Genomic DNA, 12,844 nt, shown 5'->3' on the forward strand with positions numbered 1-12,844 from the left:
ATGATTTTAGCAGCAAGTACAACAGGAACTATTGTAGTAACCGTAATAGCGTTTTTAATTATTACACTTTCACTGGTTACTTTACTATTATTTGTAAAACAAAAATTATCACCATCAGGACCGGTAAAAATTACCATTAATGGTGAAAAGGAAATTGAGGTAGCTTCTGGAGGAAGTTTACTTTCAACTCTGGGTAACGCAAAAATATTTTTACCTTCTGCTTGTGGTGGAGGGGGAACTTGTATTCAATGTGAATGTCACGTATTAGAAGGTGGCGGAGAAGCCTTACCAACTGAGATTCCTCACTTTACTAGGAAAGAATTAGCTCATGGAGCGCGTTTGTCTTGTCAGGTAAAAGTGAAACAAGACATGAATATTACGATTCCAGAAGAAGTTTTCGGAATTAAAAAATGGGAAGCGACAGTAGTTCGTAATTATAACGTGGCCTCTTTCATTAAAGAGTTTGTGGTTGAAATCCCTGAGGATATGGGCTACAAAGCTGGTGGATATATTCAAATTGAAATTCCACCTTGTGAAGTTAAATATTCGGATATGGATATTACAGCACACCCTGAAGAGCATGAAACAGCAGATAAGTTTCAAGCAGAATGGGATAAATTCGGACTTTGGCCCTTAGTGATGAAAAACACAGAAACAGTAGAAAGAGCTTATTCTATGGCTTCTTACCCTGCTGAAGGACGTGAAATCATGTTAAACGTTCGTGTGGCTTGTCCGCCTTGGGATCGTGCTAAAAACGGTTGGATGGATGTAAATCCAGGTGTCGCGTCATCTTTTATTTTTAATCAAAAACCAGGAGATAAAGTAACGATTTCAGGACCTTATGGTGAATTCTTCATCAATGAGTCTGATAGTGAAATGCTTTACGTTGGTGGTGGAGCTGGTATGGCGCCAATGCGTTCGCACTTATACCACTTATTCAAAACCTTAAAAACAGGTAGAAAAGTAACATATTGGTACGGTGGACGTTCAAAACGTGAGTTATTCTATTTAGAGCACTTCCGTGAATTAGAAAGAGATTTCCCTAATTTTAAATTTTACTTAGCCCTATCTGAACCATTACCAGAAGATAACTGGCAAGTTAAAGCCGATATTGATGCCCCAGGAGATGGTTTTGTTGGATTTATTCACAATTGTGTAATAGATAATTATTTAAGCAAACACGATGCTCCAGAAGATATTGAATTGTATTTCTGTGGACCGCCATTAATGAACAATGCGGTTCAGAAAATGGGAGAAGATTTTGGTATCCCAGATGAGCATATTAGATTTGATGACTTCGGAGGATAAATTTCAGCGAAAGCAGAAATCTCAAGAAGATTATATTTAAAAAAAACACCGATACGGAAGTGTCGGTTTTTTTATGTGCTTATTTTAGAAGGTAAATTTTTGTTTTTTAGCATGAACTTCCAAAAGCCTAGTATAATCCATCACGTTAGGAATGTTGTCTAGTTTGCAAAGCAAGGTCACTACAGCATATAACCCTTGAAACAAAGTATCTTTATCAGCGGTATTGATAGGTTTTTGATTTGAATGGTGCAATGGCGTTTTAAATCCGCAAGCTTCCAAAAACTCATGTTCTATTTGTAATAATTCGATAGGCGTATAGCCATTAAATTTTCGTCCTAAGGATTGATGCACTTTCCCAACATAATTCAACTGAAGGCCTCCATGATCGTCTGAAAGGTATTGCCAACCATCCGTTTGGTCTAAAATATTTCCCACAGCACATTGCTTACAACATTCTGGGTTAAGCTTGTTATTATGAAATGCAGTATATAATTTGTTGATGGCTGTTTCAAACCGTAAGGTCGTTTTCATAATTTTTTTATTTCTAAGATAATAAAAAAAGATAAAACGCTTATATTTAGAGCTTAACAAGCTTGAGGTTTCTTCGGTTCTGTGTTTTTCAAATTAGAATTTAATTTGTGTTTCATAGACTAAACAAATTAAAAGGTTTACCTTCATATGAATCAAGACTATCTTAATTTTGGCGTTTCAAGTGGTGATTAAGGCATCGGGATATCCGTAGATATTTAAAATATTGTTAAGTTTGCTTAGTGAACTTAAATTTAGAGTATGAGTAAACCACTTACGGAACAAGAATTACATAATTTGGCCATGAATCATGTTGGAAAGGATTTGGAAGAACGTGGTTTTGAGTTTATTGCCATTAATAGTAAACTAAAAAAACATCCCCAATTTGTTTGCATCGATAAAAATAAGCAGTACTTTTTTGTAATTGTAAGGGCTGTAGTTCTGCCTGAAAATCCTAATAATTACGATGTGGTTTGGATGGAATCCTTTAAAAACCACGCTAGAGAACAAGATGCAAAAGTGCTTTATGCTGGTGTTGGGATTGGGAGTATTGAAGGTGAAAAAGAACCCATTTATTTAAACAAAGATTATTTATTGGAATATAACGGTATTCAGTTTTTGGAAACTAATTTAAATTAAACCCTCGTACTTATGAAGAACATCGCAGTAATTATCATACTTCTAGTAACTTTTTCTTGTAAAAAGGAAATAAAAAATACCAAGTTAGTTGGAGAGGTGTTCGGAACAACTTATGCGTTTACTTATAATTCTGAAGTTAATTATAAAACGCAATTTGACAGCTTATTTGCTGTGGTAAATAATTCGATGTCTACCTATCAAGATAATTCTATAATTTCTAAGTTAAATGATAATGAATTAGTTGAAATTGATGATCATTTTGCATATGTTTTTGAAGCTTCCAAAATCATTTATAAAGAAACTGATGGTGCTTTCGATCCCACAATTGGTGCGGTAGTAAACGCCTGGGATTTTGGACCAAAAGGCGAAATAGAGGAGTTGGATACGCTGTCTATTGATTGGTTGATGCGTTCTGTGGGTTTAAAGCAAGTGACACGAATTGACAATAAAATAATTAAACCTAAGGGTACTTTCTTAGATTTTAACGCTATTGCAAAAGGGTATGGCGTTGATATGATTGGTGAATATTTAGAATCGCAAAACGTTAATGATTATTTAGTTGAAATTGGTGGGGAAATTAGAACAAGAGGAGCAAATGTTGAAAAAAAACACCCTTGGAAAGTGGGTATAGAGCGTCCAAATTTTGAAGGCGAACACTCAATTTTGGATGTCGTAATTTTGAAAGATGATGCCATGGCCACATCAGGAACTTACCGAAAGTTTAAAATAGATAAAGAAGGCAAGCGTTATGCGCATATTATCGATCCTAAAACAGGGTTTCCTAGTAAAACTAATTTATTGAGTATTTCGGTAATTCATGAGAACTGTATGACTGCAGATGCTTATGCAACAGCGTTTAAGTCTATGGGCTTAGAAAAAGTTAAAGCTTTTGTTAAAGACCGCCCAGATCTTAAAGTGTACTTAATTTTTGAAAACGATAAACAAGAACTTGAAACTTTAGCTCTTAACGGTTTTCCTGAGAATTAAAGAAGACCTTTATGTTTTTACATGTTTTTTGATAAAAAAAAGCTGTCTAAATTTATTGAAATTAAACAGCCTTTTTTTTAAAACTTCCCGTTTATTCTATGTTATTGTTTCTTTTTATTTTTGCCTTTCTTCCAGTTTGTTTTTAATTCCTCTAAAGTAATTTCACCACTAGAGTCACTATCCAATTTAGCAAAATGCTTTTCTAGTTTTTCTGCAGGTACATCTTTTTTTCGTTTTGCAGATTTGAATTCTTCAAGAGAAATTGTTCCGTTTTTATCGGTATCAAAACGCTTAAGTATTTTCTCAAAGTCTGGTTGCTTTTTTTCTTGCGCTTGTGCTGTAAAAGAAAAAGTAAATAAAGCTAAAGCTGCAATTCCAAATTTTAAAGTTTTTAAAGTCATCTTATTATGTTTTAATTGTTTTTTAATTGGTACTGCGTTTTAGACTCAAAGATTTAAAGAAAGTTTAAAAACGAATTAAATATTTTTCAGACCTTCATAAATAACGATACTAACGGCGTTTGCTAAGTTTAAACTACGCACATGTTCACTATAAAGCGGGATTTTATAAAGTTTGTCTAAGTTTTGGTGAACTATTTCTGGCGATAAACCCACAGATTCCTTTCCGAAAATTAAAAATAGGTCATCCTCAAACGGTATGTCCCAATGATTTTTTTCGCCTTTACTAGACAGAAAAGCCATTTTTTTATTTTTGTTAATACTGAAGAATTCATCAACATTTTCATAGTAAGTTACCGAAAGGTGTTTCCAATAATCTAAACCAGCGCGCTTTAAACGGGTATCATCTATTTCAAAACCAAAAGGCTTCACTAAATGTAAATGGGAACCTGAGCCCAAAGCTAAGCGTCCTATATTTCCTGTGTTATTAGGTATTTCGGGTTCTATCAAAACAATGTTTAAAGGCATATTTAATTAATTAGGAGTTTGTGGTCGGCTACTTTTTCATGGTTTTTATAAAAGATAATGTAGTAAGCACCACTATTAAAAGTAGAAGTATCCAGTGTTTTTTGCCTAGATTTTAATACAACTTGCTTACCTAAACTATTGTAAACTGAAAAGGAGTCAAAACTGTTAGATAGTTCCTCTGTAAAAAACACGTTGCCTTGACTTGGGTTCGGGTGTACCTTTATTCTAGCGTTTTTTTTTTCAGATTTATCTGTAGAAAGTGATTGCAGTTCTTCGATACTAAAATATTCAAAAGATACAATTTCATCTTTGATATCTTGAGGTGCGTTTAAGCTTCTATAAATGCCCCATTTCGGTCTAACTATTGTTGCTCCAGGTCTCCAGTTGATCATATTATTGTTACTGTAGCTAAATAATTCGCTATTATCGCTTACTTTTTTAATCGTAATAGCATAAGTTCCTACTGTGCTATAAGTGATGGTTTCTGTAACTTCAACCCAAGTGCCTTTAAGAGGTGTTAGGTCTGTTTTTTTAAGGGTGGATTGACTATTGGTTTCCGCATAACGTAATTCAAGCTGGTCTGGAGCCCCTTTTCTTGTGGTTAGCGTATACATCGGCATACTTTCTAAAGCACCACCAACCGATTTAATTTGGTGAATATGTGTGAAACTCGAAGACGATTGAAAGTCAGCACTTATTTTAAAACGCCATTTATATTGCACAATCTCATTTTCTGTACCTACTAAATTATCAGGTGATTTATCGTAAGTTTTAATTTCATTTCTTTGGCGGTCAAAGTTTTTACAACGGTCATTGTCTTCAGCAACATGCAGATGAAACTGAAAAACATAAGCTTGTAATTCGGCATCAAATACTTCATCAATATGATCACCAAAAGCCGTGTGCGCGCAATCGGGTGTTTCAATAGGGCTGTAACCTGGAGCAAGCACATTTGTTATTAAATCATAGGTGTTGCCTTGTCCTTCCGCTTTAAGTACAACTTGTGCATGCGTAAAAGGAGTGACAAGAAATGATAGGAAAAGAAAAAGAGCCGTACGATTCATAGTTTTATTGGTATACTTAATCCATTTTTAAAATCAAATATAATACTAAAAAAAGAAGTGTCGACTCTTTAATATTTAGAAGTTCTAATGTGTTTTTTTAGTTTTCACACGATTTACAACAGGTTTCATAATAATTCTTAGGGTACTATCATTATTAAAGTAACTAATCATCCAATTCATAAAGATGAGTAGTTTGTTTTTTATACTTAATATGAGCATGAGATGAATAAACATCCAGGTAAACCAGGCCATTTTACCTTGGAAACTAAATTTTGGCAAATCGACAACGGCTTTACGTTTACCAATAGTAGCCATATTTCCTTTCTCTTTGTATTTAAAGCCTTTTAGTGGTTTGTTTTCTGTTTTTCTATTGAAGTTTTTAGCCAGAAGTGAGGCTTGTTGAAGTGCGACACTTGCTACTTGAGGATGTCCATTAGGGAAAGCTTGAGTTTCCATATAGGCAATATCTCCAAGAGCATAAACATTCTTAAAGTTTTTAACTTCATTAAATTCATTCACAATTAATCGGTTTCCCCGAGCTAAAGTGTCTTCTTTAAATCCATCAACCTTGTTTCCGATAACGCCAGCCGCCCAAATAACATTTTTTGAATGGATTTGTTCTCCTGAATTTAGGGTAACGATTTCACTATCATAATCTTTTACAAACGTGTTCGTTTTTACGATAACGCCGAGGTTTTCAAGATATTTTTGAGACATCTTTTGAGACCCTTCACTCATCGGGCTCAATGTGTTAGGGGACCCCTCTAGGAGGTAGATTTTCAATTTAGAAAAGTCTTTATCCGGGTAATCTTTAGGAAGAATATACTCCTTCATTTCAGCTAAAGCTCCAGCCAATTCTACACCTGTTGGTCCGCCACCAACAATTACAAAGTTTAATAAGGACTGAAGGTCATCTTGGTTTTTTGCAATTAAGGCATTTTCAAAGGTTTGTAAAATACGATTTCTAAGCTGAATGGCCTCTGGAATCGTCTTCATAGGATAGGCATAATCCTTTAAGTTCTGGTTGCCAAAATAATTTGTAGTACAACCAATAGACATGACAAGATGATCAAAATTAAAGTCACCTATCGTTGTGTTTATATTTTTTTTGTCGAAGTTAATTTTTGAAACTTCCGCAATGCGTATTCTAACATTTTTTGCCTTTTGGAATACTTTCCTTAGCGGAAATGAGATACTAGCAGGTTCCAGCCTTGCCGTGGCAACTTGATACATTAGCGGCTGGAATTGGTGATAGTTTTGTTTGTCTATTAAATAAATCTCGTAATTTGGATGGTTTATTAAGTCTTGAGCCAATCTTAAGCCTGCAAATCCTGCGCCTACTATAATAATTCTTTCCATGTTTGGTAGTTGTTTAGGTTTCTGTTTATAATGATGATATTATAATATGTGGTAGATATTATAATACGCCTAAATGTTGTTTTTAAGAATTTTAACTTTAGTTAAGAATGGATTCAGTAAAAGCTTCAATGGTTTTAACGCCATTATTTGTAACATGCTTAACAAAAGCACTCCCTATAATAGCCCCTTTAGCATATTGTGTGGCTTGCGTGAAGGTTTCATTATCACTAATGCCGAATCCAATAATTTGAGGGTTATTCAGTTTCATGTCTGCTATACGTTTGAAATATTTAGTTTGCTCATCGCCAAAACCAGATTGCGACCCTGTGGTACTCGCACTACTAACCATGTATATAAAACCGTTTGAAATAGAGTCGATATAACGAATACGTTCATTACTAGTTTGTGGTGTAATTAGGAAGACGTTTATTAGTCCGTATTGCTCAAAAATAGCTTGATATTGCTCATGATACACATCTACAGGTAAATCTGGAATGATTAAACCATCAATTCCAATTTCTTGACATTTTTTACAGAAGGCTTCCACACCATATTGAAACATGGGGTTAAAATAGCCCATGATGATAAGCGGAATGTTTACCGTTTTACGAATGTCTTTTAACTGGTCAAAAAGCACCTCGGTAGTCATGCCGTTTTTTAGAGCTTGAGTTGAGCTAGCCTGAATGGTTGGACCATCTGCTAATGGGTCGCTAAAAGGTAGCCCAATTTCAATCATGTCGACACCATTTTTTTCTAAATCTTGAATGATAGAAACCGTGTCGTTTATATTAGGGTAACCTGCTGTGAAGTATATAGACAGTAGCTTTTTGTCTTCTTGTAATTTTTTATTTATTCTGTTCATTGTAAATGAATAGTTTTTTCATTCCCTCGAAGGAGGGAATCTTTTAATAATTATTTTAAATATATTCTGAAAGATCTTTCCAATCAGGAATCAATCCATTAATTAAATTTATTTTCCATTCTCGGTTCCACTTTTTTAATTGGCGTTCTCTTTTTATGGCGTTATTTATATATTTCGTTGTTTCAAAGTAGACTAATTTGTGTACGTTATATTTCCCTGTAAACGTTTTAAACCGTTGTTTTTATGCTGATTTAATCTAGTTTTTAACTGCTTTGTCCTGCCGATATACAGAACAATGTGGTTTTTATTAGTTAAAATGTACACATAATAAACATCCATAAAAAATGGGTGAGATTTCCGCCTTCGCGGAAATTAGAAAATTTTAGATTTTGAAATACTCAATATAATTCTGTAAATCTTTATCACCACGACCAGATAAACTTACGACAACAACATCGTCTGGTTTAAAGGTTTTTTCTTCAAAAATAGCTAGGGCATGTGAGCTTTCTATCGCTGGAATGATGCCTTCTAATTTACATAAATCTAAACCAGCTTTCATAGCTTGGTCATCGGTCATGGCCATAAATTCGGCACGTCCTGTTTTACACAAATGCGCATGCATTGGGCCAACACCAGGGTAATCTAATCCCGCCGAAATAGAATACGGTTCGGTTATTTGTCCGTCGTTAGTTTGCATCAACAGGGTTTTACAACCGTGAATAATCCCTTCTTTTCCTAAAACTGAAGTTGCCGCACTTTCACCAGAATCGACACCGTGTCCAGCAGCTTCTACAGCGATTATTTTAACATCTTCTTCGTGTAAATAATGGTAGTAAGTTCCGGCAGCATTACTTCCGCCACCAATACAAGCCACGACATAATCTGGGTTTTCACGACCTTCTTGTTCTTTCAATTGCCATTTTATTTCTTCGGAAATCACGGCTTGAAAACGCGTAACCATATCAGGGTAGGGATGTGGGCCAATTGCCGATCCTATGATATAATGGGTGTTTACTGGATTGTTAATCCAATCACGAATGGCCTCGTTTGTTGCGTCTTTAAGTGTTCGGCTACCAGATTTTGCAGGTACTACACTAGCGCCTAACATTTTCATTCTTGCTACGTTAGGTGCTTGTCTAGCAATATCAATTTCGCCCATATATACAATACACTCTAGTCCCATAAGTGCACACACAGTTGCAGTAGCTACACCGTGTTGTCCAGCTCCTGTCTCGGCAATAATTCGAGTTTTACCTAAACGTTTGGCCATTAAAATCTGACCAATGGTATTGTTTATTTTGTGAGCACCAGTATGGTTAAGGTCTTCACGTTTTAAATATATTTTAGTGTTATATTTCTCAGAAAGACGTTTTGCATAATAAAGCGGAGAGGGGCGACCAACATAATCTTTTAAAAGCTTATCAAACTCTGCTTTAAAATCAGGTTCGGCCATAACTTTTAGGTAGTTTTGGCGTAATTCCTCTACGTTTGGATATAACATTTCTGGAATGTATGCACCACCAAATTCACCGTAGTATCCTTTGTCGTTTACGTTATAATTCATGAATTTTTATTTTCGTTGTTCGTAAAAACGAGTTGTTTAAATTCTTTTAGTAATTCTATATTTTTTAATCCGGGCTTCAACTCGAATTTACTATTTACATCTAGTGCATAGCAGTATTTTGAGGCGCTGCTATTCTGGAAATTTTTAATGTCTTCAGCTTGATCCACCCCAATACCGCCGCTTAAAAAGAAGGGTTTTTCGGAAGGGTAATCGTTTAAAACATTCCAGTCGAAGGTATAGCCGTTACCTCCAGGTAATTTCCCTTTGGTATCAAATAGGAAATAATCGCAAACAGCTTCATAAGGTTTTAAAACTTCAAAATTGAAGCTGTCTTTTATAGAAAACACTTTAATGATTTCGGCATTAAAAGGCTTGTCATTTTCTTTTGAAATGAATTGCGTGTGTATTAAAGCATCACAATATTCGGGAGATTCTATGCCGTGAAGTTGAACGGCTTGTAATTGTAAGCTGTTTACTTTTTCAATAACGAAATTGATATCGGCATCAACAAAAACACCAACTTTTTTTATTGATGACGGTAACTCCGGAATGCTCTGAGTTCCAAAATGGCGTTCGGAATCTTCAAAAAATATAAATCCGAGATAATCCGGTTGCAAACTTGCAACAGCCTCAATATTATCTTCAAATTTCATCCCACAAACCTTCAGGCGAAGCCCCTCCCTAGCCCTCCCAGAAGGGGAGGGAATAGATTGCGGATGGTTTTGTTTATCTGTTTTCATACATTTCTTTTTACAAGAGTAAGCGTCCTCCTCCTTCAGAGGAGTTAAAGGAGGCCTACAGGAGACTTCTACAGTAGCTCCTTAATAAATGTTGTGGCACTAGCTCCTGGGTTATCGGTTTTCATAAAGTTTTCACCAATTAAAAAACCTTGGTATCCGTAAGGTTGAAGCTCCTTGATGGCTTCAATATTACTGATGCCACTTTCTGAAACTTTTACAAAATCGTCTGGAATTAAAGTACTCAGGCTTTTACTGGTTTCTAAGCTAACATCAAATGTTTTTAAGTTTCTATTATTCACGCCTAGCATGTCTAAACTTGGCATAATGGATTTATGTAGTTCTTCTTCGTTATGAACTTCAAGGAGTACATCTAAATTTAAACTTTTAGCAAACTCCGAGTATTTTTTGATTTCATCACGGGTTAAAATCGCAGCAATTAAAAGTATAACATCGGCCCCGTATGCTTTTGCTTCTAGCAGTTGATATTCATCTATAATGAACTCTTTTCGTAATAAAGGTAAATTACAACTGGCTCTAGCGGTAAGTAAATCGTCTAAAGACCCACCAAAATATTTGCCATCGGTTAAAACAGACATGCCGCAAACACCTGCTTCTTCGTAGCCTTTAGCAACATCTTGAACATTTAAGGTGTTGTTTATTACAGATTTTGAAGGCGAACGACGTTTGTGTTCGGCAATGATTCCAGATTTACTGTTTCTTAGGTTTGATGCTAATGAAACTGTTGGTCTTTCAAATAAAACCGATTGTTCTAATTGTGATACAGGGATTAAACTTTTACGAAGTGTGACTTCGTTTCGTTTATCTAAGGTTATTTTATCTAGTATGTTCATTTTAATTCGTTTATAGTTTTTAGTTGTTGGTTTTTAGAGCGTAAACTTGCAAACTGAAAACTGAGACTGAAAACTTTTTACTTACTTAACGCAATCAACTTCTCCAAACTAGCTTTTGCTTTTCCTGAGAATAACGATTCTTTGGCCATTTCAAAACCTTCTTGATGCGAAATTTGATTGGTTGTCGCGATGGCTAAACCGGCATTGGCGCATACCACGTTATGTTGCGCTTCGGTACCTTCACCATTTATAACTTTCATAAATATTTTTGCAGATTCTTCTACTGTGCTACCTCCGAAAATAGCTTCTTGAGCTATGGTCGATAAACCTAAATGCTCTGGTGTAAACAAGGTTTCAGCATTATTTGAAATGATTTTTGCTTTACCTGTTAGTGATATTTCATCGTAACCATCTAAAGCATGAATAATACTGTAGTTTTTGTCGGTTTGTTGATATAAGTAACCGTATAAACGCTGCAATTCTAAATTAAATACACCAACCATTTGGTTTTTAGGAAAGGCTGGATTCACCATGGGGCCTAACATGTTAAAGAAAGTTTTGACACCTAACTCTTTACGAATAGGGCCAACTTCTTTCATGGCGGGGTGAAATAAAGGCGCATGTAAAACACAAATTCCTGTTTGGTCTATCGAGCGTTTTAAAAAATCAATATCGTTAGAGAATTTAATACCTAAATGTTCCATAACATTAGACGAACCACAAGAGGAGGATACGCCATAATTTCCATGTTTGGTAACATTTACACCCGCTCCCGCTGTAATGAACGAGGCTAGAGTAGAAATGTTAAACGTGTCTTTGCCATCACCCCCAGTTCCGCAGAGGTCGATGGGATTAAATTCGTTTAAATCTACGGCGACACATAGATCTAGAAGTGCATTTCTAAATCCGCTTAACTCCTCTAAAGTTATGCTGCGCATCATATAAACGGAAAGAAAACAAACAATCTGACTGTGGTTGTACATACCGTTTGATATGTTAACCAAAACGTGTTTCGCTTCTTCGCTAGAAAGTGTTTCGTGGTTTAATAATCTGTTTAAAATGTCTTTCATTACTTTTATTTTTATTCCCACTAAAGTGGAAATACTTTTTATTTATATCTGTTCATTTTGTATTCGTCCACTTTTATTGTCTTAAGTACTCATGATGTACTTCGTAGTTCTTGATACAAAACGAACCAAAAAATCAAATCAATCTGAGGAAATTCCTGCGGAACATTCACTCTCGGAATTTCGTGCTTGAAGCTTCGCTTCGCATCTTCATTCCTACGTTCATTATTTCTGCAGATTGATGTTTTCGTCTGCGCCGAAATAAAGGTTTTTAATTTTTGCTAAGTTTTAGTTTTTTATAATTGTAATTGTTTTTTTCCAACAACCAACAACCAACAACCAACAACCAACAACCAACAACCAACAATTAACTATTCACCCAATTCTTCAAAATTTGTTTTCCGTCAGGTGTTAAAACCGATTCGGGATGGTATTGTACACCTCTAACATCGTAAACTTTATGTCTCAACGACATTATTTGTCCGTTTGCATCATAAGATGTTGCTTCGAGGCAATCTGGTAAATTAGCGTTAACTACCCATGAATGGTAACGGCCAACATCAAAGTTTTTCTCTAAGCCCTTAAAAAGTACTTCGTCATCTACACAAGTTTCTACGGGAGTTGCAACCCCGTGATAAACCTCGTCTAAATTTTCTAAAGTCCCTCCAAAAACTTCACCTATTGCTTGCTGCCCTAAACACACGCCGAAAATACTTTTTGTTGGCGCATATTTTTCGATAATGGCTTTTAATAATCCTGCTTCATCTGGAATTCCAGGGCCCGGAGATAACACAATTTTATCGAATGGTTCAACATCTTCTAGGGTTAATTTATCGTTTCTTACTACGGTAACATCACAATCTAAATCTTCTAAATAATGAACGAGATTGTAAGTGAAACTGTCGTAATTATCTATAACTAATATTTTTTTCATCGCTTTATTCCTAAG

General features: G+C 35.2%; 15 protein-coding genes. 3 read left to right on the plus strand and 12 right to left on the minus strand.

Annotated elements, in window-relative coordinates:
• Window positions 1-1,308 carry an NADH:ubiquinone reductase (Na(+)-transporting) subunit F gene (gene nqrF, locus KO493_RS11425; protein ID WP_216068106.1) on the plus strand — a complete coding sequence of 436 codons (1,308 nt, stop codon included), beginning with the start codon at window positions 1-3 and terminating at the stop codon, window positions 1,306-1,308.
• Between the two features lie 84 nt (window positions 1,309-1,392).
• Here nqrF and KO493_RS11430 read toward each other — a convergent pair whose 3' ends face one another.
• Window positions 1,393-1,839, minus strand: a complete 447-nt coding sequence (locus KO493_RS11430) for a Na(+)-translocating NADH-quinone reductase subunit F (RefSeq protein ID WP_216068107.1) — start codon at window positions 1,837-1,839, stop codon at window positions 1,393-1,395.
• A 258-nt stretch (window positions 1,840-2,097) separates the two neighbouring features.
• On the opposite strand from KO493_RS11430, the gene KO493_RS11435 reads away from it, so the two are divergent.
• Together KO493_RS11435 and KO493_RS11440 are read left to right on the plus strand one after the other, a co-directional pair.
• Window positions 2,098-2,475 (plus strand): Na(+)-translocating NADH-quinone reductase subunit F, encoded by a 378-nt coding sequence (locus KO493_RS11435; protein WP_216068108.1) that lies wholly within the window; start codon window positions 2,098-2,100, stop codon window positions 2,473-2,475.
• A gap of 12 nt (window positions 2,476-2,487) precedes the next feature.
• Entirely contained in the window at window positions 2,488-3,462 is a 975-nt protein-coding gene (locus KO493_RS11440; protein ID WP_216068109.1) for an FAD:protein FMN transferase, read from the plus strand.
• Between the two features lie 101 nt (window positions 3,463-3,563).
• On the opposite strand, the gene KO493_RS11445 is transcribed toward KO493_RS11440, so the two are convergent.
• The 11 genes from KO493_RS11445 to KO493_RS11495 all read right to left on the minus strand — a co-directional run bounded on the left by KO493_RS11445 (window position 3,564) and on the right by KO493_RS11495 (window position 12,829).
• Complete coding sequence (locus KO493_RS11445; RefSeq protein ID WP_216068110.1) at window positions 3,564-3,863, minus strand: EF-hand domain-containing protein; 300 nt, start codon at window positions 3,861-3,863, stop codon at window positions 3,564-3,566.
• 75 nt (window positions 3,864-3,938) lie between these two features.
• Complete coding sequence (locus tag KO493_RS11450; protein ID WP_216068111.1) at window positions 3,939-4,388, minus strand: tRNA (cytidine(34)-2'-O)-methyltransferase; 450 nt, start codon at window positions 4,386-4,388, stop codon at window positions 3,939-3,941.
• A gap of 2 nt (window positions 4,389-4,390) precedes the next feature.
• Window positions 4,391-5,452, minus strand: coding sequence for a T9SS type A sorting domain-containing protein (locus KO493_RS11455; protein WP_216068112.1), 1,062 nt, complete (start codon window positions 5,450-5,452; stop codon window positions 4,391-4,393).
• A gap of 84 nt (window positions 5,453-5,536) precedes the next feature.
• Window positions 5,537-6,811 carry an NAD(P)/FAD-dependent oxidoreductase gene (locus KO493_RS11460; RefSeq protein WP_216068113.1) on the minus strand — a complete coding sequence of 425 codons (1,275 nt, stop codon included), beginning with the start codon at window positions 6,809-6,811 and terminating at the stop codon, window positions 5,537-5,539.
• Window positions 6,812-6,908: 97 nt separating this feature from the next.
• Window positions 6,909-7,673: a tryptophan synthase subunit alpha gene (trpA, locus tag KO493_RS11465; RefSeq protein WP_216068114.1), complete on the minus strand. Its 765-nt coding sequence runs from the start codon at window positions 7,671-7,673 to the stop codon at window positions 6,909-6,911.
• Between the two features lie 192 nt (window positions 7,674-7,865).
• Window positions 7,866-8,012, minus strand: a complete 147-nt coding sequence (locus tag KO493_RS16060) for a GIY-YIG nuclease family protein (RefSeq protein WP_354667433.1) — start codon at window positions 8,010-8,012, stop codon at window positions 7,866-7,868.
• A gap of 43 nt (window positions 8,013-8,055) precedes the next feature.
• Window positions 8,056-9,237 (minus strand): tryptophan synthase subunit beta, encoded by a 1,182-nt coding sequence (gene trpB, locus KO493_RS11475; RefSeq protein WP_216068115.1) that lies wholly within the window; start codon window positions 9,235-9,237, stop codon window positions 8,056-8,058.
• The gene (locus tag KO493_RS11480) at window positions 9,234-9,890 is read right to left on the minus strand and encodes a phosphoribosylanthranilate isomerase (RefSeq protein ID WP_216068503.1); all 657 of its coding nucleotides are present in this window, start codon (window positions 9,888-9,890) and stop codon (window positions 9,234-9,236) included. Before KO493_RS11480 ends, trpB begins: the two co-directional genes overlap by 4 nt.
• A 155-nt stretch (window positions 9,891-10,045) precedes the next feature.
• Window positions 10,046-10,828: an indole-3-glycerol phosphate synthase TrpC gene (gene trpC, locus KO493_RS11485; protein WP_216068116.1), complete on the minus strand. Its 783-nt coding sequence runs from the start codon at window positions 10,826-10,828 to the stop codon at window positions 10,046-10,048.
• A gap of 77 nt (window positions 10,829-10,905) precedes the next feature.
• Window positions 10,906-11,898 carry an anthranilate phosphoribosyltransferase gene (gene trpD, locus KO493_RS11490; RefSeq protein WP_216068117.1) on the minus strand — a complete coding sequence of 331 codons (993 nt, stop codon included), beginning with the start codon at window positions 11,896-11,898 and terminating at the stop codon, window positions 10,906-10,908.
• A gap of 364 nt (window positions 11,899-12,262) precedes the next feature.
• On the minus strand, window positions 12,263-12,829 hold the full coding sequence (locus KO493_RS11495) for an anthranilate synthase component II (RefSeq protein WP_216068118.1): 567 nt from the start codon (window positions 12,827-12,829) through the stop codon (window positions 12,263-12,265).
• Window positions 12,830-12,844: the final 15 nt, after the last annotated feature.

The sequence above is a fragment of the Pseudotamlana agarivorans genome, from assembly GCF_018860245.1.
Taxonomy (GTDB): Bacteria; Bacteroidota; Bacteroidia; order Flavobacteriales; family Flavobacteriaceae; genus Pseudotamlana; species Pseudotamlana agarivorans_A.